The sequence below is a fragment of the Embleya sp. NPDC127516 genome, from assembly GCF_044765325.1.
Classification (GTDB): Bacteria; Actinomycetota; Actinomycetes; order Streptomycetales; family Streptomycetaceae; genus Embleya.
The window spans coordinates 182,232-202,811 of the sequence record NZ_JBIWJT010000011.1 but is presented as its reverse complement, the minus strand read 5'-3'; the positions used below and the strand labels follow the sequence as shown (position 1 = coordinate 202,811).

Genomic DNA, 20,580 nt, shown 5'->3' with positions numbered 1-20,580 from the left:
AACTTATCGACATTCGCTTTCGCGGTCAGGCTTCCGGGCGCCGCCGGGCCGCGTGCAGCAGGTGCAGGGCCGCCTCCGGGAGCTCCCGACCGCGCGGCCAGACCGCCCGCAGCACCCGGTCCAGCACGGGCAGATCGGCCACCGGGACGGCCACCAGGCGCCCCTCGGCAAGGTCCTCGCGCACCGCGAGATCGGACAACACGGCCGGCGCGGACCCGGCGATCGCCGCCGAGCGCAGCGGCGCGGTCGCGCCCAACTCCAGGGCCGGGACGGCCACTCCGTCGTAGGCCGCCAGCGCCCGCTCCAGCGTCTCCCGGGTGCCCGAGCCCGCCTCGCGCAACAGCAGCGGCGTCGCGGCCAGTTCGGCCGCGGCGATCGCACGTCGGCGCCGGGCCCACGGGTGGGTCGGCGCGACCACCACCACGAGCCGATCCCGGCCCACCGCCGCCGACTGCAGGTCGCGCGGGACCCACGGCCCCTCCACGAAGCCCAGATCCGCCTCGCCCGCCCGCAGCGCCTCGATCACGTGCAGGCTGTTGGTCACCTGGAGCCCCACATGCACCCCGGGCACCGCCTCGCGCAGCATGGTCAGCCAGCCGGGCACCAGGTGCTCGGACACGGTCAGGCTCGCCGCGACCCGCAGCCGGTCCTGCTGCCGGGCCTTGAGCGCCGCCGCGCCCTCCACGAGCGCGTGTGCCTGATCGAGCACGCCGCGCGCCCAGTCGGTGATCACCAGTCCGGCCGCGGTGGGCACCGAGCCGGTGGTGCTGCGCTCCAGCAGCCGCACCCCGAGCCGCCGCTCCAGGGTGCGCATCCGCGCGCTGGCCGAGGGCTGGCTGATGCCGAACCGGCGGGCCGCGCTGCCGAGGCTGCCGCTCTCGGTCACCGCGACGAGCAGTTCGAGGGTGTACAGGTCGGGCAGTCGGTCCGAGGGGCGCGCCGGCGAGCTCATAGCCAAACCCTATGACCTGCCAGGCAAGCGACCGCTACCCGCGCGAGGCGGGCGGGCCGAGGGTGGTGATCATGACCCTGACGGCCGCGCACCGCGCCCACCCCGAGCAACTTCCGGCCACCGCCGCGACGAGCCGGTCGCGATTGTGGCCGGGGCTGCTCGCGGCGGCGGTGGCGGTGGCCGCGAGCTGGGGTGCGCACCGGCTCTGGCCGCAGCTCCCGATGCTCACCGTCACCGTCGCGCTGGGCATCCTGGCCGCCAACGTGCGGGCGCTGCCCGCCGCGACCGCACCGGGACTGGGCTTCGCGGGCAAACGGCTGATGCGCGCCGGCATCGTGCTGCTCGGGCTCAAGCTCGCACTGGGCGACGTCGTCGGGCTCGGCTTCGCGCCGGTGGCGATGGTGATCGTGGTGGTCGTGCTGACCTTCTTCGGCACCCGGTGGTTGGGCCGGCGCATGGGCCTGCCCGGTGATCAGCCGCTGCTGATCGCGACCGGCTTCTCGATCTGCGGCGCGTCCGCCGTGGCCGCGATGAACGGCGTCAGCGACAGCGACGAGGAGGACGTGGTCACCGCCGTCGCGCTGGTCACCCTGTGCGGCAGTCTGGCCATCGGCGTGTTGCCGCTGCTCCAGGCACCGCTGGGGCTGGATGCCGTGCGCTACGGCGGCTGGGTGGGCGCGAGCGTGCACGATGTCGGCCAGGTGGTCGCCGCGGGCGGCGTGGCCGGGCCGGTCGCGCTGCACACCGCGGTCGTGGTGAAGCTGATGCGGGTGCTGTTGCTCGCGCCGATCGTCGTGGGGACCGGGTACGCGCTGCGCCGCCGGGCCGCGCGGGCCGGCGGCACCGGGCCCGAGGGCACGCGGCGGCCTGCGCTGATGCCGCTGTTCGTGGTCGGCTTCCTGGCCATGGTCGCCGTGCGCGGCACCGGCCTGCTGCCCGCCTCGGCGCTGGAGGTCGCGGGCACCGCGCAGGACCTGCTGCTGGCCGCCGCGCTGTTCGGCCTGGGCAGCATGGTGGATGTGAGCCGGCTGGTGCGCACCGGTTGGCGCGCGCTGCTCCTGGGCTTCGCGTCCTGGGGGCTGATCGCCGGCGCGGCCTACGGCGGCGTGCTGCTCACCATGTGAGGCTCGCGCGGGCGTGCGCTCCCGCCGCTCGTGCCGTCCCGCCCTGGGCCGCAGCCGCCGGAGCCGCCCGGCGAGGGTGCCGGGCCGCGACACGCACGCGTCCGGAAGTACGTCGAACCCGCCGACGGCCCGGCGCGTGACGGGCCGTCAGACAGGTTCGACGTCGGCGCCGCGGCGCGGGTCGGCGTGAGGGAGGGTCGGCGTCCAACCTGCGGATCGCCGCCCGTTTCGCGCGGTCGCCCGGACGCACGGTGTCGCCTTGACCAACGCTCGGGCGGGGTCCGGGGTAACGCCCGTTCCCTCCTGCGGCGTCAGCGCGCACCCCCGAACGGTCCCGGACGCCCGCCCCGAGCGGCCCCGCGACCGGCCCGAACGGGCCCGATCCGGGGCACGTACCGGGACTGCCGACCGCCCTCCGTGAGCGTCGCGAACCGACCGCAACCGGATCACGATCACCCACACGGCGTCGCGGGTCTCCCCATTCGGGGCGTTGTCCGGCTAATGTGCGTGTCTCGCCGAGGCTTTGTCGGGGGCGCCATCCCCGTGCGTGGTCCGGCGGAACGCTTCATGCCCCGCCCGGCACGCGTCGTGGTGTCTTTTTTGTCCGGGAGAACCCCGGTTGGCACTTCGAATGTGCGGATCGGCGCAGTAATCTGGTTCAGGAAGCCCCGAGGCGCCCCTCCACAGCAAAGACGCCCGATTCCCATGGCTGCTTTCGAGTTCAGTGACCTTCCGGACGGCACACCGTTGCTCCGTCCCGACTCTCCTCATCAGCGCGATCCCGCGTTCCAACACCCTGTCGTGGTCGGTTTCGACGGGTCCGAGTCCAGCGAGCGTGCGCTCGCGTACGCGTCCGGCATGGCGCGCAGACTCGGTGGCGGATTGGTGATCGTGCACGTGGCCAACCGCATTCCGGCCACCGTGTGGGCCGGCTGTGAGCCGCCGGTCTTCATCGATGTGCCGGACAGTCGCTCCGAGGCCCTCGGTCTCGAGCTGGCGTGCGCGGATCACCTCAGCGACGTGCCGTGGATCCTGGTCGAGCGCGGGGGTGACATCTGCCACGAGATCGAGGACGTCGCGCGCGAGTTCACCGCCGACGCGATCGTGGTCGGTGGATCCACCGGGCTGGCCAGCCGCATCTTCGGTTCGGTCGCGTGCCGGTTGGTCAAGCACGCCAAGCGACCGGTCGTCGTGATTCCCTGACCACCGCCGTCCGCCCGGTCCGCCCGCGCGGACCGCCGGAACGTCGTTTCCGGGCCTTTCCCGCGCCTTTCGGGTCACCGTGTGATCGAACCTCGAACGCATCTGCATTACGTTGGCCGCGGACACGGGGCACGAGGATCGCGAGGCACGAGGTTGGCGGAGTACCGGATCGAGGACCTCGCCCGCGAAGGGGGCACGACCGTACGCAACGTACGGGCGTACCAGGATCGCGGGCTGTTGCCGCGGCCGAGGCGGCAAGGGCGGGTGTCCCTGTACGACGACGGCCATCTGGGCCGGCTCCGGCTGATCGGCCAATTGCTGGAGCGCGGGTACAGCCTGGTCAGCATCAAGGAGCTGCTCGACGCCTGGGACGGCGGACGCAGCCTCGGTGGGGTGCTCGGCCTGGTCGCCGAGGCGAGCGGTCCGTGGAGCGACGAGGCGCCGGAGCGGATGACCCGGGCCGAGCTGATCGCGATGTTCGGTGGCCTGTCCGATCCGGTCGCGCTCGCGGGGGCGGTGCGGCTGGGCCTGCTCGAACCCGAGGACGACTCGCTGACCGTGTTCCGGGTGCCCAGTCCGCGCGAACTCGCGGTGGGTGCCGAGTTGCACGCGGCGGGTGTGCCGGTGGCCGCGGTCACCGAGCAGCTGCGGATGTTGCGCGCGGCGATGGAGCACGTGGCCGAGGGTTTCGGCCGACTGATGGAGTCGCACCTGCTGCCCGCCGACGGTGACGCGGACGAGACGGCGGAGATGATCCGCCGGATGCGTCCGCTGGCGCTGCGCGCGGTGGAGGCGGAGCTGGCCCGGGCGATGCGCCGCACGGCCGCGCGCCGGCTCGGCGAGGAACTCGGGAAGGTGCTGCGCGAGGAGCCCGCGCCGACCCGGGGCGGCCCGGAGCCGGTCGACGACGAGGAGCCCGCGCTCGATCGGCACCCCTTCATGTCGGACGCGTGGATAGCGGCGGTGTCCCGGCTCAGCCGGCTGATCACCCCCGATCCGGAGAAGCGCACGCCGCACCCGGCGATCGTGGACATCGTGGTGAGCGACGTGCCGGACCGGGACGACCCGGCCGAGCTGCACCTGGACGTCTTCCAGGGGCGCGTTCTGGTCCGCCCCGGGCTGTTGCCGGGCCCGGACCTGATCGTGCACATGGACTACGACACCGCGCGCCGGGTGATCCTGCTCAACGATCGCCACGCGCCGCGCGAGGCGCTGGCCACCGGCCGGATGACCGCGCGGGGCGACCTGTTCGGGCTGACCGTCTTCCGCGAGGCGCTGGCCGGGCTTTCGAACTGGGACCTGGGCGCGGTGCTGCGCGAGCTGACCGCGGGCGAGGGCGCGACCGGCGCGGCCGTGTAGCTCCCGATCGCGCTGCCGCGGGGGTCCCGGGCCTGGGGCCGGCGGCGATCCGTGCCCGGCCGGGCCGGCCCGCGCCCGGGGATTCAGGCCCGGATGCGGCGCAGGAGCTGTTCCACGTAGTCGTGGAACAGCGTCGCCATGTCCACGTGCTCGGGGTCGAGCAGCCATTGCAGTTGCAGGCCGTCCATCATCGCGAACACCTGCGCCGCGACCGCGTGCGGATCGATGTCCGCGCGCAGCTCGCCGCGGGACCGTCCGGCCTCCAGGGAGGCGGTCAGGCTCGCGCGCAGCACCGCGTAGCGCTCCTTGGCCCAGCCGTGCGCGGGGTGGTCGGTGGTCACCGCCTCGCCGGTGAGCACGGTGAAGAGCTGGACCAGGCCGGGGATGTTGCGGTTGTGCTCGGCGAGCTCGATGAGCTTGGCCAGGGCCGCTTCGCCGCCGAGCGGGAGCACACCCACGTCCAGGTGCTCCATGTCCATGCGGTCGCGCAGGTCGAGCACCGCCACGAGCAGTTCCTGCTTGCTGCGGAAGTGGTGCAGCAGGCCGGCCTGGGTCAGCTCGGCGCGCTCGGCGATCCGGGCCAGTGAGGTGCCCCGATAGCCGTTCTCGGCGAACTCCTGGAGCGCGATGTTGAGGATGCGCGTACGCCGGGCATCGCCGGACGCGTAACCGCGCCCGCGCGGTCGCGCCCGGGTGGCCCGGGCGGGGGTCGGGGTCGGGGTGCCGGGCATCTCGTCCCGTTGCGCGTCCATGAGCTCATCCTGCCGTGTCCCGAAACGGGCTCGTCGAGGTGTGTATCACGTCAGGATAACAAAGCTACCGTACAATAGGTTTTTGCGGCTACCGTACGAACGGATCCCCGGCCGGCCCGACCGGCGGGTCACCCGGGATGCGGGTCGATCGGGAACGCGAGCGGAAGGCAGACGATGGCGTCTCACACCACACCCACCGGCAACGAGGCCACGGACGACGAGCTGCGCGACCTGGTGGCGCGGCTGACCCTCGAGGAGAAGTTGTCCCTCGTGGTCGGCGAGGACTTCTGGTCGCTCCCGGAGATCCCGAGCATCGGCCTGCGCAAGCTGCGCGTGTCCGACGGCCCGGTCGGCGTGCGCGGCGTCACGTGGGACGAGCGCGACACCTCGCTGCTGTTCCCCAGCCCCACCGCCCTGGCCGCCGCGTGGGACCCCGAGGTCACCCGGCGGGCCGGCTTCGTCATGGGCGCGCAGACCCGCGACAAGGACATCCACGTCCTGCTGGCGCCGACCGTGAACCTGCACCGCAGCCCGCTCGGCGGCCGGCACTTCGAGTGCTACTCCGAGGACCCGTTGCTCACCGCGCGGATCGCGACCGCCTTCGTCGAGGGTGTGCAGTCCGCCGGCGTCGGTGCCACGATCAAGCACTTCGTGGGCAACGAGACCGAGGACGACCGGATGTCCTACGACTCGCGGATCGACGAGCGCTCGCTGCGCGAGGTCTACCTGGTGCCGTTCGAGGAGGCCGTCCGCACCGGCCGGGTGTGGCTGGTGATGAGCGCGTACAACCAGGTCAACGGCGAGACGATGACCGAGAACTCACGACTGGTCAACGGCGTTCTCAAGGACGAGTGGGGCTTCGACGGGGTGGTGATCTCGGACTGGATGGCGGTTCGCTCGACCGAGGCCGCCGCGGCCGGCGGCACCGACGTCGCGATGCCCGGCCCGACCGAGGTGTGGGGTGAGCCGCTGCTCGCCGCCGTGCGCGAGGGCCGGGTCGCCGAGTCGCTGATCGACGAGCGGGTCACCCGGATCCTGCGCCTCGCCGCGCGCGTGGGCGTGCTGGGCGAGCGCACCCCGGCCACGACCACCACCCCGGACGACGCGGTCGCCACACTGCGCGCGATCGCCGCACGGGCGATGGTGCTGCTCGGCAACGACGGCACCCTGCCGCTCGACCCCTCGACGCTCTCCCGCGTCGCGCTGATCGGGCCGAACGCGCTGCGGCTGTCCGCGCAGGGCGGCGGCAGCGCGCATGTGAACCCCTCGCATGTCGTCTCGATCCCCGACGGCCTGCGGGCCGCGCTCGGCGAGAGCGTCGAACTGACGCTGACCGAGGGCGCCTTCACCCACCGCGCGCTGGCCGACCTCTCGCTCGAAACGGCCCGCGACCCGGAGAGCGGCGAGCCGGGCCTGCGCGCCGAGTTCCTCGACGCCGAGGGCACCGTGCTCTCCTCCGAGCACCGGCTGGGCTCCAGCCTGATGTTCTGGCCGGACAACGTGCCGGCCGGGGCCACCGTGATCCGGCTGCGGGTGAGCGTCACCCCGACCGTGTCCGGCACCAACATTCTGGACGTGCGCGGCGCGGGCCGCTTCGAGGTCACCATCGACGGCGCGACCCGCACCGTGGACATGACCGCGCCCGAGGGCACCGACGTGATCGAGACGATCATGCGCCCCGAGGCCACCCGGATCGAGGTCGAGGCGACGGCCGGCACGCCGGTGGAGATCCGGGTCGACTTCAGCCAGGGCGGGCGGTTCTTCATGGCCGCGCTCGGTCTGGGCTGGGCGGACCCGCGCCGGTCCGAGGAGGCCGAGTTGCACGCCGCGGTCGAGGCCGCGCGGGCCGCCGACGTCGCGGTGGTCGTGGTCGGCACCACCGACGACATCGAGTCCGAGGGCTTCGACCGCGCGGATCTGGCCCTGCCCGGCCGCTCGGACGAGTTGGTCCGGCGGGTCGCGGCGGTCAACCCCAGGACGGTCGTGGTGGTCAACGCGGGCTCGCCCGTGCTGATGCCGTGGCGGGACGAGGTCGCCGCCGTGGTGTGGGCGTGGCTCCCCGGTCAGGAGGGCGGCGCCGCGCTGGGCGACGTGCTCACCGGCGTGGCCGAGCCGGGCGGTCGGCTGCCCACGACCTACCCGGCGGCCGCCGCCGACGTGCCGGTGTACTCCACCGCCCGGGTGGACAACGAGCACCACTACGCGGAGCAGTCCAGCAATATCGGCTACCGCGCCTGGGCGCTGGGCGACGCCGCGCCGGCGTACCCGTTCGGGCACGGTCTGGGGTACACGACCTGGGCGTACGAGGGCGTGACGGTCAAGGGCGACGCGACCGGCGTGACCGTGGAGGTCACCGTGGCCAACACCGGCGAGCGCGCGGGCCGTGAGGTCGCGCAGGTGTACCTGGAGACCGCCGACGGCACGCTGATGGGCCGGCCGGAGCCGATCCGCCTGGTCGGGTTCGCCTCGATCGAGGCCGACCCGGGCGCCCGGGCCACCGCCACGATCGAGATCGACGCACGCACACTGGCCCGCTGGGACGAACAGGGCGCGGCGTGGGTCACCACTCCGGGCACGTACACGCTGCGCGTCGGTCGCTCGCTGGGCGACCTGCCACTGAGCGCGGAACTCGCGCTCTAGCCACGAGCCCGACCACCGGGCGCGGCACCGTACGCCGGGCGAGGGGCGACCGCCCCTCGGCCCGGTTCGACGCGGTGCGGCTCGCCCCCTCGGACACGGCCGCGTCGGCCGGGGAGTCACGGCCCCGAACGACGCGGCCGTTCGTGTGCCCCGTGCGGCGACCCGGGCGGGTCCGGCGGCTCGGGCACCCGTGCCGATTCCGGTGCCGGACAGGGGCCTTCCCGACCCCGTGCGTGTGGCGGGTGGGGCCGGTGGGACGATCACGCCATGCGACTTCCTCGCGCCCGGCGGCGGATCCCGATCGCGCTCGCGCTGATCCTGCTGTCGGCGGGCTGCGCCGGATTCGGCGCGCCGGACACCAAGGACTCGGCGGTTATCTCCGCGGACGGCGTGCGCAGGATCCCCGCGGGCAAGCGCGCCCTCTCGCCGAACCTGTCCGGCGAGACGCTCACCGGCGAACGCCTCGACATCGCGTCGCTGCGCGGCCGGATCGTGGTGCTGAACCTGTGGGCCTCGTGGTGCGCCCCGTGCCGGGGCGAGGCACCGGCCCTGCAACGGGTCTACGCCGATCTGCGGCCTTCCGGGGTGGAGTTCGTCGGCCTGAACACCAGCGAGTCGACCCGGGAGAACGCGCGGGCCTTCGAGGCCCGCTTCGGCATCGGCTACCCGAGCCTGTGGGACCCCGACAATCGCAACGTCCTCGAGTTCGGCACGTACGTCAACTCCGCGACGTGCTGACCCCACTGCTCGCGGAGCCGGCCGTATAGGGCGGGTGTCGTCGGTGTCAGCAGCGTTGGCCGAAGGCCGGGTTGATGAAGCCCAGCAGGTCGGCGTCGTTGCCGCAGAGGCCGCCCGCCGTGTCGATCGTGTCCGCCTGGACCCGGTGCGTGTCGGCGCCGTCCGGTGCGGCGACCGACGCGGTCACGCCGACGATGGGCGTCGCGATGACGGCCGTGCTGACCAGAAGGCCGCGGACGATGCGCTGCATGGAACGGTTCCTTTTGTCGAAGTGGCGGTGCCTCGAAGTCACGGTGCCTCGAAGTGGCGGTCCCGAACGCCGAGGAGGGCCCGACTCGCCAACGCGGCGCCGCACCCGCAGGACACGGCGGTTGCGCTGAATGGAAGATGCGTCCGCTTCGTTCCGACGGTGCGCGGATCGGCGTCCCACCTTCGGGGGATCGGGCTCGGGCGAAATGCGGTCCCGTGCGTCACGGCCCCGGCGCGCGTCGCGCATGCAGCTCCGCATCGGTACCCGGTCCTCCCCCATGGCCCTCGCCCCGGCTCGGCGAACTCCCGGCCGGCCGGACCGGACGCGGGCGAGTTCGACGCGCCGATCCCGGCCGTCGCGGGCCTGGGACGCATCGGCGAAGGGCTGCGCGTCGCCCCTGACCACCACTCGGAAGTTGCCCGCGGTCGGCGCGGGCGACCTGTCACGGCTGCGAGCCGGACGAGTTCGGCGTCGCGGTGGCCGGAGAACTACCCGCCCGAGGCGCCCGGGCGCTGATCGACGCGCGACCCCGCCCGCACTGAGCGATCCGGCGACCCGGCGACTCCGTGACCCAGGATCCCGCGACAGGCGACGGAACACGAGCCGTCCCGCCGCCGGGCCATGTGTGGTCGGCGGCGGGACGGCTCGTGCACGCCGGGCGGCCACGCCCCCGCGCGGCCCGGCGGATGTTCGGCGTGCTCAGCTGTTGAGGCACTTCTGCACGGTGGACTGCAACTCGCCCGGCAGCTTGTTGGTGCGGGCGTACTCCTGGTCGAACGCGTTCATCTGAGCCTGGCTGTATTTACTCTTCAGCTCGGTCAACGCGCACTGGCAGTACTTCGTGTTGTTGCCCGAGGTGCTCAGGCAGCCGTTGAGGAAGTTCGTCGAGTAGAGCGAGCTCCAGTCGCCGCCACCGCCGCTCGCACCGGTCGAGGCCGGCGGATTGGGCGCCGTGGTGCGCGGGCGGGTCGTGGTCGGGCGCTCGCTGACGGGTGGCGCCGGCGTGTCGTCGTCGGTGGCCCGGCTCGTCGGGGTCTTCCCCGTCGGCGTGCTCTCCCCGGTCGCGCTCTTGGTGTCCTTCGGTTCCCCGAGACCGAAGCTGCTGCCGTCCCCGTCGCTCCCGCAGGCCCCGACCGCGCAGGTCAGAATCACCGCAATCAGGCCAACTTTGAAGGTGCGCATGCATTTCCCCCTAGAACGATGTTGGTCGAGACTCTCCTCCCCTGGCTCTGCCGGTCACAAGGGGATCTTTTCGGCCATTGCGTAACGGTTTCGTCGCCGGGACCGTTACAAATGCCGTGACGCCTCGCCGGCGTGACCTCACGCGAGACCGATCCGGGTCGTCGATGGGCGCACCCGCCCGGCATCCCAGTGGCGGGCGTCGCGCGGGTTTACCGCTCGACAAACATCCACAAACCGGGCACCAACGTGCTGATCGTCACATTCCATGGCGTTTACCGATCGAATCTGTTCACTATGGACGGGTTGCCTCCCGTCGGACGGCAGAAAGGAACGGCACACCATGAGCTTGACGCCAGAGCACGTGGCCGCGCTGCGCGGCCTTGCCGCCGATGTCTCGGCCCTGGGCGCGGAAGGCGCCCAACGGCATCCCGCCTTCGCCGGTTCCGCCGGTTCGATCGCCGACCGCGCGGACGCGCTCGCGAGCGAGGCGCCGCCGTTCCACAAGGTCGCGCTGCGCCGGATCGGCGACGCGATGCGCGCCTGCGCCGAGTCCCGCGAGGCCGGCGACCCGACCCGGGTCGCCACCACCCAGCGCACCGCCGCGCACCTGGCCGACCGGCTCGTGCACGCGCTCGACCGCTACGCGTCCGCCTCTCCGGCCGCGACACCGGCCGTCTGCACGCGCTGCGACGAGCCGTACATCGCCCAGTTGATCCCCACCCAGCGGCGTTACCTGTCCCGGATCGACGCCCCCGTGTCGGGGCACGTGTTCAACGCGTCCGGCACCACCTACGTCGTCGAGCGGCACGTCTTGTGCCCGCTCCAGGACGTGGCCGGTCTGTCCGACCTGCCCGAGCTCGAGAACCTGGACGACCTCGACAACGCCTGATCCACCCCGCCCGGGCGCGACGGGCACACACGACCGAGGCCGGGTCCCCCAGGGAGCCCGGCCTCAGTCATGGCCCCGATCCTTGCGATCCTTCCGCAGCCGTCGCAGGTATTCGCGGGTCCACCCGGTCACCTTGACCACCTCGGCCTGCTTGACCCCCGCGGCCATCGCGCGCACCGCCGCCCGTTTGAGTTCTTGACGCGCCTCTTCGTGCGCCTTCTCGGTCCTTCGATACGCCTTCGCGGCCCGGACCAGGCCTTCTCCGGCGGAATCGGGGTGCTCGCGGTCGACATCCTCGTGATCCACACTGTCAGGATGCCATATGGAGGGCCACCCCCGTAGGCCAACAGAGTTGACATTTCCGCATCCAAGAAGGAAACTGGGGACCGAACCAAAGGTGAACGGAAGGTTAACGTCACCAGTCACGGAGGAGCCGACATGCTCAAGACCCTCACCGCCCCGGCCATGTGCACCCGCTGTGGCGAGCCGTACGTCGCGGCGCTCAGCCCGCGCTCGCTGGTCACGCTGCAAACGCCGGTGTTCCGCAGCCCGGAGATCGTCGGCGGTCGGCTGATGACCATCGACGACACCGTCTGCCTGGTCGAGCGGCACGCCCCCTGCACGGGTCTGGGCAACTACCGCTGATCCTCGGCGGCGCCTGCCAACACCGCCGCCAGCATCCCCAGCGTCGACCAGTCGACGCACCCGTCACGCAGCAGTTCGCCGTACGTCGTGATCTCGACGTGAGTGCGTTCCCCGTCCCCGGCCACACCATGTGGGCCGGGGACGCTGCGTAGCAGGGCCAATTCCGCTTCGGTGAGTTCGGCCGAGTACACGTGTGCGTGATGCGCCGCCAGGGTCCCGGCGAGCTGGCGCGAGCCGTGTGCCCGCAGTCGCTCCGGCGCGAGCGCCAGACCGGTCTCCTCGGCGACCTCGGCACACCCGTCCACCGCCGTGCGCCCGCTGCCGCCCGGGAACTCGCGCACGAAGCCGTCCCCGGTCCGCGCCGCCGACCGGAACTCGCGCACGAGCACCACGGTGCTCGCCGGTACCGGCTCCGCCCGCCGATAGAGCACCACCGCGGTCACGTCCGGCCGGCCGAGCACCACCTCGTCGTCCTTGACCCGGCCGCCCTCCGCGGCGATCGCGACCCGTACGTGCGCCGCCCACAGCCAGGTCGCCGCGCGCCGCCGCCACACCCACGCGATCCGGCCGCCGAGCAGCGTGTTGCCCGCCGCCCGCTGGGCCGCGTACCAGTCCGCGAAGGCCCGGGTCAGCCACACGTTCAACGGGATGTCCCGCTCGCCGTCCGCGCGCGGCTCGCCCGCGCCCACCGCCTCCAGCACGGTGTCGATCGTCTCGGCCAGGGTGTCGCGTACCGGCACGTCGTGGCCGAGCGCGTAGGCCCGCTGATAGCGCACGTGCGGCGCGTCCGGCGGCGTGCCCAGCACCGCGCGGCCGGAATCCTTGAGCCAACCCCACTCGTCGTTGGTGGTCAGCCCCGGCAGGTCGCGCAGGTCGCGCGGGATCCAGAAGAGCACCCGGTCGCTGCGGTCGAGGTTGCGCAACTCCCAGTCCCGCTGCACCTGATGCGTGGGCCACGAGTGCCCGTCCGCGGGCTCGGGCACGAACACCACCAGACGGCCCGGGCCGCGCCACCGCTCGCCGAGCAGCTTCAGCGCGGCGGGCCGCCAGGAGGCGACGTGCGCGGCGCGGGGTGTGGGGCCGGCCAGGAAGACGCTCGCGTCCCACTCCCGCGGCGGCTCGTCGGGCGAGTTCACGACAACGATCTCGGTCATGGCCCCGACCGTAGTGGTCGTTCCCGAGGGTGATCGAGGGTCGGGCCGATGCGCGTGGGACGGACCCGATCCCAGTCCGGGTGGTGATGTCGCATACCGTTCCCCGCACGCACGCTGCTACGAAAGAATCACATCCACAAGGCGCGTACGGGGAGGCGTTTGCGGTGGCTCAGTTGTGGCTTGGCAGCCGATATCGGCTGGACAAGAGGCTGGGCTCGGGAGGCAACGCGACCGTGTGGCGGGCCTGGGACCAGAAGATGCAACGGTTCGTCGCGGTCAAGGTGCTCAAGGAGTCGTTCGGCGCGTCCAACAACAGCGTGGACCGCTTCGGCCGCGAGGCGATCATCGTCGGCGGGTTGTCCTCGCCGAACATCATCGTCGTGCACGACCAGGGCCGGAAGGCGGTCGTGGAGCACCGGACCGGCCCGCAGGCGCCCGGCCTCGAGCCGACCGAGCCGAACCGGCCCCGGCCGAGCGGCGGCCGGACCGACCCCGAGACCCGGGTGTTCACCCACGACGCCGAGACGGTGCACGACGCGCAGGTCACCTCCGCGCTCGGTCCGGGACCGGGTGAGCTGCGCCGCACCGACGGCAAGGTGATGTACCTGGCGATGGAGCTGATCACGGGCCGGTCGCTGGCCCAACTCGTCGCGGACGGCGCGTGGCTGCCGCTGGGACACGTGGTCGGCTGGGCGATCCAACTGTGCGACGGGCTCGACGTCGCGCACGCGGGCGGCGTGCTGCATCGCGACATCAAGCCCGCGAACGTCATGGTGACCTCGCGCGGCGTGGTCAAGGTGCTCGACTTCGGGATAGCGCGATACATGGAGAAGGTGTCCTCGCGCGCGGGCATCACACTGCCCGGCAGCATGATCGGCACACCCGCGTACATGTCGCCCGAACAGATCCTCGGCGGACGCATCGACGGCCGCGCCGACCTGTACAGCGTGGGCTGCGTGCTGCACGAACTGCTGACCGGCGCACCGCCGTTCGGCCTGGACCATCCGCATTCGATGATGCAGGCCCACCTGGGACGCACGCCCGAGTCGGTGCGCAACACCCGGCTGGAGGTGCCCGACGACCTCGCCGCCCTCGTCCTCGCGCTGCTCGCCAAGCGGCCGGAGAACCGGCCCGCGAGCGCGGCGGAGGTCCGCGATCTGCTGTTGGAGTTGTCCGTCACGCCACCGCGCAACCTCGCGCCGCAACCGTGGGGCATGCCGGCGTCGGAACCGGTCGCGGACGACGACGCGCAGCAGACCCAGGATCAGCCGGTGCGGCTGCTCCCCGAAGGGAGCGAGCCGCAACCGACCCGTGCCGAGGCGCCCGAGCCGCGGCCGGCCCGGGCGAGCGATTCGCTCCAGGTGATGCGGGCCGAAGTCGGGCGGCGGATCCGGGAGTTCGGCAAGGACCACCCGGACACGCTGCTGCTGCGCGAGCAGTTGGCCGCCCGGCTCGGCAAGGACGGGGACCCGCTCGCGGCGATCACCCTGCTGCGCGGGGTGATCTCCGACGGCGGGCGGTTGCGCGGCGCGCTGACCCCGGACACGCTGCGCGCCCGGCACGCTCTCGCGCACTGGACCGGCGTCGCGGGCCGACCGGCCGAGGCGGCGCGGCTGCTCAAGAACCTGCTGCCGGACCAGGTCCAGGTACTGGGCACCGACGACCTGGACACCCTGCGGATCCGCCGCGAACGGGCCCGCAGGGAGGGCGAGGCGGGCAACTTCGTCGGCGCGGTACACCACCTGCGCACACTCGTCCCGGACGTGATTCGGGTGCTGGGCCCCAATCACGAGTTGGTCATCGAGGTCTGGGACGAACTCACCTACTGGGAGCACCGCCTCGACGGCTACGGCGTCCGGGACCAGGCGTGAGTGTCGCGCCCGCCGTCACAACGCCAGCATGTCGCGCAGTTCGCGTTTGAGCACCTTGCCCACCGCGTTGCGCGGCAGCGCCCGCTCGGTGAAGCGCACCAGCGTGGGCACCTTGAACGCGGCGAGCCGGCGCGCCACGTGTCCGCGCAACTCGGCCGCGGTCGCGGCGCCGGCCACGTGCAGCAGCACCACGGCGGCCACCTCCTCGCCCAGATCGTGGTGCGGCACCCCGACCACCGCGACGTCGGCGATCGCCGGATGCTCGAACAGCACCGCCTCGACCTCGGCCGAGTAGACGTTCTCACCGCCGCGGATGATCACGTCCTTGAGCCGGTCGACCACGTACAACAGCCCCTCGGCGTCGATGTGGCCGAGGTCGCCGGTGCGGAACCACCCGTCCGGGAACGCCTCCCGGCTCTCCGCGGGCCGATTCCAATAGCCCCGGACCACCTGCGGGCCCCGGATCCGGATCTCTCCCGTGTGCCCGGTCGGCAACTCCTCCCCGGTCAGCGGATCGGCCACCCGCAGATCGGCGGTCGGCACCGGCCGGCCGACGCTGTCCGGGTGCGCGTAGTAGTCGTCACCGGCGTTCGCCACCACCACACAGGTCGTCTCGGTCATCCCGTAGGCGTTCAGCGGCACGATGCCGTTGCCGGACATGGTGCCCACCTGCGCGACCAGGTCCGGCGGTACCGGCGAGCCACCCGCGCCCAGGGTGGTCAGGCTGGACAGGTCGCGACCGGCTCGCAGCGGCGATTCGACCAGCCTGCGCAGCAGCGTGGGCACCATGTTGGCGGTGGTGATGCGCTCGGTCTCGATCAACTCCAGCGCCGTGGCGGTGTCCCACCGGTGCATCAGGCACAACTTCGCGCCCTGGGCCGCGCCGATATAGAGCCCGGCCAGTCCGGCGATGTGGAAGAACGGGTAGACCTGCAGGCTGCTCGGCGTCGGCAGGCCCGCGGCCATCTCCTCGAACACGGCCGGACCCTTGGCCAATTCGGCGGCGGGCAGGCCCAGTCGGGCCAGGCCGATGGCTCTCGTCAACCGCATCGTGTGCAGGTTGGTGGTGTGGTTGTGGTGCGTGGCGACCGCGCCCTTGGGCCGTCCGGTGGTGCCGGAGGTGTACAGGATGGTCGCGTCGTCGAACGGCTCCGGACCGCTCGCCGGCAGCGCGCACTCGCCGGTGAATCCGCGCAGCAGCGCGGACAGGTCGGTCTCGCCGACGACCGGCGGCCCCTCCGGGCGGACCACCAGGACCGCGGGCCCCGTGCCCTGGTCCAGGTGTCCCCGGATCCGCTCGGCCCGCTCGCCGTCGCAGATCAGCACGGCGGCGCCGGAGTCGTCGAGGGCGTAGCGCAGCTCGTCGGCGGTCCACCACGCGTTGAGCGGCACCGCGACCGCGCCCAGGACCTGGGTCGCCCAGAACGCGAGCGGCCATTCCAGGTGGTTGCGCATCGCGATGGCCACCCGGTCGCCGCGCCGCACCCCGCACTCGCCGGCCAGGTGTCGGGCCAGGTGGGCGACCAGGCGATGCTGCTCGGCGTAGTCGATCCGCTCGTCCCCGGCGACCAGGGCGTCCCGGCTCCCGTACGCCGCCAGGTCCTCGAAGACCGCGCGCAGCGTCGGCGGGGCCTTGCTCAGGACCCGCCAGGGGATGCCGTCGTGGACGACCTCCTCGATCGCGTAGGCCGATTCGGGTCCCGTGAGTTCGGCCAGGGCCTGTGTGCGATCCAGCATCCGGTGGGTCCACCTCCTGCACGCTGCGAGCGACTGGGGTACCGGGGGGTTAGGAGCCCATCAAAGCTAGTGCGGAGATCGCATCCCGGGAACCCTGGCAATCGAGGTGATCACGCGGCAGGGTGGCCGGACGGGTATCGCCGGCACGCGTTCGAACCTGCGGGGGGCTTGCGTGGACTACGAGGAGATCTCGACCTCGATCGAGGCCGGCGTGCTGACCGTGACGCTGGACCGGCCGGACCGACTCAACGCGTACACCTACCGGATGGGCCGGGAGATATCGCACGCGTTGGATGTCGCGGACGAGGACGACGACATCCGCGCGGTGGTGTTCACCGGACGCGGGCGGGCCTTTTGCGCCGGGGCCGATCTGGAGATGGGCGCCGACGCGTTCGACCCGGGCGCGCACGCGAAGCGGTTCGACGACGCGGTGGACGACGCGGAGGCGTTCCGCGACGACGGCGGTCGGCTCGTGCTGCGCCTGTACCGCTCGAAGAAGCCGCTGATCGCGGCGATCAACGGTGCGGCGGTGGGCGTGGGCGCGACCATGACACTGCCGATGGACTTCCGGATCGCGTCCTCCGCGGCCCGGTTCGGCTTCGTCTTCGCCCGGCGCGGGATCACTCCCGACGGCTGTTCGACGTGGTTCCTGCCCCGCGTGGTGGGGCTGGACCGGGCTCTGGAATGGTGTTTCACCGGCCGGGTCTTCGACGCGGCGGAGGCCGCGGAGGCCGGCCTGGTCCGTGCGGCGGTGCCGCCGGAGGAGCTGCTCCCGCGCGCCCGGGAACTGGCCCGCACGATCGCCGAGAACACCCCGGCGGTGGCCATCGCGCTGACCCGGCGGTTGTTGTGGGGCATGCAGAGCGTGCCCGACCCGGAGACCGCCCACCTGCACGAGTCCCGCGCGCTGCACTGGACCGGCGGCTCCGCCGACGTGCGCGAGGGCGTGGTCGCCTTCCTGGAGAAGCGCCGTCCGGACTTCCGCCTGCGGGTGAGCACGGACCTGCCGGATCTGCCGCCGATCCCGTAGTCCGAGACCGTGTGTCCGAGACCTTGCGTGGGTGCCCCGCGCGGCGGAAGCGGCCGGGCCGGGGCATCGTGGAGATGCCGGGTAGGGGGCGCGCGCCGCGCGGCGTCGGACGCCATTCCGGTGCCCATTACAGCTTGTTGTGTTTTGCAACCGTTTCGGGCACTCTTGGCGCACATTCAGGGCGCAAGGTGTTGAGGAGCAAGGCGATGTCGGACAGCGTTGAGCGGCGAGTGGTCCGCGAGGTCGGTGCGGCCACCCGGTTGATTCGGCTGTTGATGGCTCCCCCGCTGCAAGCGGCGGGAATCACCCAGGCGGAATACCACCTGCTCGCCCACCTGGAGGAACGCGGCACCTCCACCGGCAAGGAACTCGCGTGCCGACTGAGCCTGGACAAGACCACCATCAGCCGGCAGTTGACCGCGCTCGAGGAGGCCCGGCTGATCGCCCGCACCACCGATCCGACCAACCGCCGATCGCACCTGATCACCCTCACCGATGCCGGCCGACTGCGCCTGGCCGACGCCCGGCAACGCAGCCTCGCGGTGATGGCGGAACGGTTCACCTCATGGCCCAAGGAGGAGTTGGGCGCGCTCGCCGACCACCTGGCCCGGTTCAACGACGTACTGCGCGGCGACTCCACCGAAGCCGCCGAGCAACAGCGGCAACAAGCACAGCAGTAGCGGACGCGCGAGCCGCCGGGCCTAGTTGTCCGCCACCCGCGGATGCACGCGCGGCCGGGCCCGGTAGACGTCGTAGACGCCCTGCACCCGGCGCAGTGCCCGCAGCAGCTTCGGCAGTGTCGCGAGGTCGGCCAGCCGGATCGTGTACGTCTGCCGCACCCGCATCTGTTGCGGCGGCGCGATCGAGGCCGAGGTGATGTCGGCACCCTCCGCGTCGATCGCGGCGGTCACGTCGGCGAGCAGCCGGGGGCGGTCCAGCGCCTCGATCTGCACGGTGACCCGATAACCCTGATCGGCCTGGTGCGGCAGCCACGACGCGGCCACCACGTCGCGGCCCGCGCGGCGCATCTGCTGGACGTTCGTGCAGTCGGAGCGGTGTACCGCGACCGTGCCGCCGCGGATCACGAAGCCGGCCAGTTCGTCCGGCGGCACCGGGGTGCAGCAGCGGGCCAGTCGGACCGGGGCTCCGGGCGAGCCCGGCACACTGACCACGGCCTCGCCGGGGTCGGCCGGTGGGCGCCGGGTTCGGGCCGGGGCCTGCGCGGCGTCCGCGGGGGGCCCGGCAGGCTCCGGGACGGTCGTCGTCGGTGCGCCCTGCGCGGCTTCGCCGGCGGCGGCCAGATTGCCCAGCGGTGGGGCCAGCAGCGGGTCCATCCGACCCTCGACGCCGTGCGGGTACTTCGCCAACCAGGCTTCGATCGCGACCCGGGCCAGTGGGCTGCGGACGAACGAGAGCCATTCCTTCGACGGTGCCGCGGCGCCGGGCGGAGCGGTGATGATGGACACCGTCTCGCCGTCCGCGAGCACCGAACTCAAGGCCACCAGGCGGCCGTTGATCTGCGCGCCGATACATCGGTGCCCGGTCTGCTCACCCATCGCGTAGGCCGCGTCCACGCACGTGGATCCGGCGGGCAGGGTCAGCGGGCGGCCGCCGGGGGTGAAGACCAGGAGCTCGCGGTCCGCCGACAGGTCGGCGGTCAGCGAGCTCCAGAAGACGTGCGCGTCCGGGATGCCGCCCTGCCACGCGAGCAGCCGGTGCAGCCACGCGAGCTGCTCGGGGGCGTCCGGCCCGGTGTCCGGTTTGCCGGTGTGCGCGACCACGCCGAACTCGGCCAGTCGATGCATGCGCCGGGTGCGGATGAGCACCTCGACCTTGTCGCCCTCGGGCAGCGTGATCGCGGTGTGCAGGGACTGGTACAGGTTGAACTTGGGGGTGGCGATGTAGTCCTTGAACTCGCCCGCGATCGGCGACCAGCAGGTGTGCAGTACGCCGAGCGCGCCGTAACAGTCGGTGTCCGCGTCGACGACGATCATCAGCCGGGACAGGTCGAACGGTCCCAGGTCCTCGCGCCCTCGACGCTTTTGTACTCGGCGCACCGATACGTGGTGCCGCGCGCGCGGCGATACCTCCGCCTCGATCCCGGCGTCCCGCAGCGCGCGTTTGACCGTCGCGCACAGCTTGGACACGGCCTCGTCGGTGGCCGCCTGGCTCGCGCCGACGGTGCGCGCGGTGGCGGCGTGCTCCTCGGGGCGCAGCGTCGCGAAGACGATGTCCTCCAGCTCCGACTTGAGCACGTGGATGCCCAACCGCTCGGCGAGCGGGATGAACACCTCCTGCGTGGCCTCGGCGGTGCGGATCTGACTGGCCCGGCGGCGATATCGGATCGTGCGCATGTTGTGCAGCCGGTCGGCCAGCTTGATCACGGTCACCCGCAGGTCCCGACCGGTGGCCACGATGATCTTGCGCATCGTCTCGGCCTCGGCCCGGTCGCCCAGGTCCACCCGCTCCAGCTTGGTCACGCCGTCGACCAGGTGCGTGACGTCGTCGCCGAACGCCGCGCGCACCTCGTCCAGGGTCAGGTCGGTGTCCTCGACCGTGTCGTGCAGCAGCGCGGCGACCAGCGTCGTGGTGTCGGCACCCAGCTCGGCCAGGATCGTGGCCACCGCGAGCGGATGCGTGATGTACGGCTCGCCGCTCTTGCGCATTTGCCCGCGATGGGACAACTCCGCGACCGCGTACGCCTCCTGAATGGCCGTCACATCGGCCTTCGGGTGGTGCACGCGATGCACCTGGAGCAGTGGTTCGACCGCGTCCGGCGTGCGTCGGCGGCTTCCGGTGAGGAAGGTGACAGCGGCCAGACCCAGGCGTTGGATGGGTTGTTGGACAGGCCGGCGGGAGAGTCGTCCGACGCGGTCGGACATGCTCCGGCTCGGAACGTCACCCTCGGCTCGCGGCGCACCCTTGGGCACACCCGCACCGGCCGGCGGGTCGAGTCCCCCGATCGTCATGCGGCACCTCCGGCAGCTACCCCCGGAGTCGCCCCCGGTGATTCATGCTACCGACAACAACACGGACCGTGTCCGCGTGATGTCG

Annotated in this window: 18 protein-coding genes; 10 read left to right on the top strand and 8 right to left on the bottom strand. The window is 72.4% G+C overall.

The genetic code is table 11. The annotated features are described in order from the left end of the window. Positions 1 to 25 precede the first annotated feature (25 nt). On the bottom strand, positions 26 to 952 hold the full coding sequence (locus ACIRL2_RS22745) for a LysR substrate-binding domain-containing protein (protein WP_395863142.1): 927 nt from the start codon (positions 950 to 952) through the stop codon (positions 26 to 28). Positions 953 to 963: 11 nt separating this feature from the next. Between ACIRL2_RS22745 and ACIRL2_RS22740 the strand changes: the two genes are divergently transcribed. The 3 genes from ACIRL2_RS22740 (at position 964) to ACIRL2_RS22730 (ending at position 4,638) form a co-directional block, all read left to right on the top strand. After that, complete coding sequence (locus ACIRL2_RS22740) at positions 964 to 2,076, top strand: YeiH family protein (protein ID WP_395863144.1); 1,113 nt, start codon at positions 964 to 966, stop codon at positions 2,074 to 2,076. A 705-nt stretch (positions 2,077 to 2,781) separates the two neighbouring features. Further along, positions 2,782 to 3,279 (top strand): universal stress protein, encoded by a 498-nt coding sequence (locus ACIRL2_RS22735; protein WP_020550635.1) that lies wholly within the window; start codon positions 2,782 to 2,784, stop codon positions 3,277 to 3,279. 153 nt (positions 3,280 to 3,432) lie between these two features. Further along, entirely contained in the window at positions 3,433 to 4,638 is a 1,206-nt protein-coding gene (locus tag ACIRL2_RS22730; protein ID WP_395863146.1) for a MerR family transcriptional regulator, read from the top strand. 83 nt (positions 4,639 to 4,721) lie between these two features. Here ACIRL2_RS22730 and ACIRL2_RS22725 read toward each other — a convergent pair whose 3' ends face one another. Further along, entirely contained in the window at positions 4,722 to 5,390 is a 669-nt protein-coding gene (locus ACIRL2_RS22725; protein WP_395863148.1) for a TetR/AcrR family transcriptional regulator, read from the bottom strand. A gap of 174 nt (positions 5,391 to 5,564) precedes the next feature. Between ACIRL2_RS22725 and ACIRL2_RS22720 the strand changes: the two genes are divergently transcribed. Continuing rightward, positions 5,565 to 8,030, top strand: a complete 2,466-nt coding sequence (locus tag ACIRL2_RS22720) for a beta-glucosidase (RefSeq protein WP_402234202.1) — start codon at positions 5,565 to 5,567, stop codon at positions 8,028 to 8,030. A 267-nt stretch (positions 8,031 to 8,297) separates the two neighbouring features. Further along, entirely contained in the window at positions 8,298 to 8,768 is a 471-nt protein-coding gene (locus ACIRL2_RS22715) for a TlpA disulfide reductase family protein (protein WP_402234201.1), read from the top strand. A 46-nt stretch (positions 8,769 to 8,814) separates the two neighbouring features. Here the strand turns inward: ACIRL2_RS22715 and ACIRL2_RS22710 are convergent, their stop codons facing one another. Next, positions 8,815 to 9,018 (bottom strand): hypothetical protein, encoded by a 204-nt coding sequence (locus ACIRL2_RS22710; RefSeq protein WP_395863153.1) that lies wholly within the window; start codon positions 9,016 to 9,018, stop codon positions 8,815 to 8,817. 699 nt (positions 9,019 to 9,717) lie between these two features. After that, on the bottom strand, positions 9,718 to 10,200 hold the full coding sequence (locus tag ACIRL2_RS22705) for a hypothetical protein (RefSeq protein ID WP_395863155.1): 483 nt from the start codon (positions 10,198 to 10,200) through the stop codon (positions 9,718 to 9,720). A gap of 340 nt (positions 10,201 to 10,540) precedes the next feature. Between ACIRL2_RS22705 and ACIRL2_RS22700 the strand changes: the two genes are divergently transcribed. Then, positions 10,541 to 11,089, top strand: coding sequence for a hypothetical protein (locus ACIRL2_RS22700; RefSeq protein ID WP_395863157.1), 549 nt, complete (start codon positions 10,541 to 10,543; stop codon positions 11,087 to 11,089). Between the two features lie 63 nt (positions 11,090 to 11,152). On the opposite strand, the gene ACIRL2_RS22695 is transcribed toward ACIRL2_RS22700, so the two are convergent. After that, on the bottom strand, positions 11,153 to 11,395 hold the full coding sequence (locus ACIRL2_RS22695; protein WP_395863159.1) for a hypothetical protein: 243 nt from the start codon (positions 11,393 to 11,395) through the stop codon (positions 11,153 to 11,155). A 132-nt stretch (positions 11,396 to 11,527) separates the two neighbouring features. Here ACIRL2_RS22695 and ACIRL2_RS22690 point away from each other — a divergent pair, with 132 nt between their 5' ends. Further along, the gene (locus tag ACIRL2_RS22690) at positions 11,528 to 11,734 is read left to right on the top strand and encodes a hypothetical protein (RefSeq protein WP_395863161.1); all 207 of its coding nucleotides are present in this window, start codon (positions 11,528 to 11,530) and stop codon (positions 11,732 to 11,734) included. On the opposite strand, the gene ACIRL2_RS22685 is transcribed toward ACIRL2_RS22690, so the two are convergent. Next, positions 11,725 to 12,888: a nucleoside 2-deoxyribosyltransferase domain-containing protein gene (locus ACIRL2_RS22685; RefSeq protein ID WP_395863163.1), complete on the bottom strand. Its 1,164-nt coding sequence runs from the start codon at positions 12,886 to 12,888 to the stop codon at positions 11,725 to 11,727. The two genes, ACIRL2_RS22690 and ACIRL2_RS22685, sit on opposite strands and share 10 nt — an antisense overlap. 164 nt (positions 12,889 to 13,052) lie before the next feature. Between ACIRL2_RS22685 and ACIRL2_RS22680 the strand changes: the two genes are divergently transcribed. Then, positions 13,053 to 14,759, top strand: a complete 1,707-nt coding sequence (locus ACIRL2_RS22680; protein WP_402234198.1) for a protein kinase — start codon at positions 13,053 to 13,055, stop codon at positions 14,757 to 14,759. Between the two features lie 15 nt (positions 14,760 to 14,774). Here ACIRL2_RS22680 and ACIRL2_RS22675 read toward each other — a convergent pair whose 3' ends face one another. Beyond that, a complete protein-coding gene (locus tag ACIRL2_RS22675; protein ID WP_395863167.1) occupies positions 14,775 to 16,496 on the bottom strand; it encodes a class I adenylate-forming enzyme family protein in 1,722 nt (573 codons plus the stop codon). Positions 16,497 to 16,668: 172 nt separating this feature from the next. On the opposite strand from ACIRL2_RS22675, the gene ACIRL2_RS22670 reads away from it, so the two are divergent. Together ACIRL2_RS22670 and ACIRL2_RS22665 are read left to right on the top strand one after the other, a co-directional pair. Continuing rightward, on the top strand, positions 16,669 to 17,526 hold the full coding sequence (locus ACIRL2_RS22670) for an enoyl-CoA hydratase-related protein (RefSeq protein WP_402234196.1): 858 nt from the start codon (positions 16,669 to 16,671) through the stop codon (positions 17,524 to 17,526). 206 nt (positions 17,527 to 17,732) lie between these two features. After that, positions 17,733 to 18,206, top strand: coding sequence for a MarR family winged helix-turn-helix transcriptional regulator (locus tag ACIRL2_RS22665; protein ID WP_395863172.1), 474 nt, complete (start codon positions 17,733 to 17,735; stop codon positions 18,204 to 18,206). 21 nt (positions 18,207 to 18,227) lie between these two features. On the opposite strand, the gene ACIRL2_RS22660 is transcribed toward ACIRL2_RS22665, so the two are convergent. Then, the gene (locus ACIRL2_RS22660; protein WP_402234194.1) at positions 18,228 to 20,495 is read right to left on the bottom strand and encodes a RelA/SpoT family protein; all 2,268 of its coding nucleotides are present in this window, start codon (positions 20,493 to 20,495) and stop codon (positions 18,228 to 18,230) included. Positions 20,496 to 20,580: the final 85 nt, after the last annotated feature.

Excerpts from the sequence above, each read along its gene's own strand:
- ACIRL2_RS22665 (WP_395863172.1), top strand. The coding sequence starts at position 17,733 with ATGTCGGACAGCGTTGAGCGGCGAGTGGTCCGCGAGGTCGGTGCGGCC.
- ACIRL2_RS22705 (WP_395863155.1), bottom strand. The coding sequence starts at position 10,200 with ATGCGCACCTTCAAAGTTGGCCTGATTGCGGTGATTCTGACCTGCGCG.
- ACIRL2_RS22715 (WP_402234201.1), top strand. The coding sequence starts at position 8,298 with ATGCGACTTCCTCGCGCCCGGCGGCGGATCCCGATCGCGCTCGCGCTG.
- ACIRL2_RS22660 (WP_402234194.1), bottom strand. The coding sequence starts at position 20,495 with ATGACGATCGGGGGACTCGACCCGCCGGCCGGTGCGGGTGTGCCCAAG.
- ACIRL2_RS22675 (WP_395863167.1), bottom strand. The coding sequence starts at position 16,496 with ATGCTGGATCGCACACAGGCCCTGGCCGAACTCACGGGACCCGAATCG.
- ACIRL2_RS22740 (WP_395863144.1), top strand. The coding sequence starts at position 964 with ATGACCTGCCAGGCAAGCGACCGCTACCCGCGCGAGGCGGGCGGGCCG.
- ACIRL2_RS22690 (WP_395863161.1), top strand. The coding sequence starts at position 11,528 with ATGCTCAAGACCCTCACCGCCCCGGCCATGTGCACCCGCTGTGGCGAG.
- ACIRL2_RS22685 (WP_395863163.1), bottom strand. The coding sequence starts at position 12,888 with ATGACCGAGATCGTTGTCGTGAACTCGCCCGACGAGCCGCCGCGGGAG.
- ACIRL2_RS22745 (WP_395863142.1), bottom strand. The coding sequence starts at position 952 with ATGAGCTCGCCGGCGCGCCCCTCGGACCGACTGCCCGACCTGTACACC.
- ACIRL2_RS22710 (WP_395863153.1), bottom strand. The coding sequence starts at position 9,018 with ATGCAGCGCATCGTCCGCGGCCTTCTGGTCAGCACGGCCGTCATCGCG.
- ACIRL2_RS22700 (WP_395863157.1), top strand. The coding sequence starts at position 10,541 with ATGAGCTTGACGCCAGAGCACGTGGCCGCGCTGCGCGGCCTTGCCGCC.
- ACIRL2_RS22735 (WP_020550635.1), top strand. The coding sequence starts at position 2,782 with ATGGCTGCTTTCGAGTTCAGTGACCTTCCGGACGGCACACCGTTGCTC.
- ACIRL2_RS22720 (WP_402234202.1), top strand. The coding sequence starts at position 5,565 with ATGGCGTCTCACACCACACCCACCGGCAACGAGGCCACGGACGACGAG.
- ACIRL2_RS22725 (WP_395863148.1), bottom strand. The coding sequence starts at position 5,390 with ATGGACGCGCAACGGGACGAGATGCCCGGCACCCCGACCCCGACCCCC.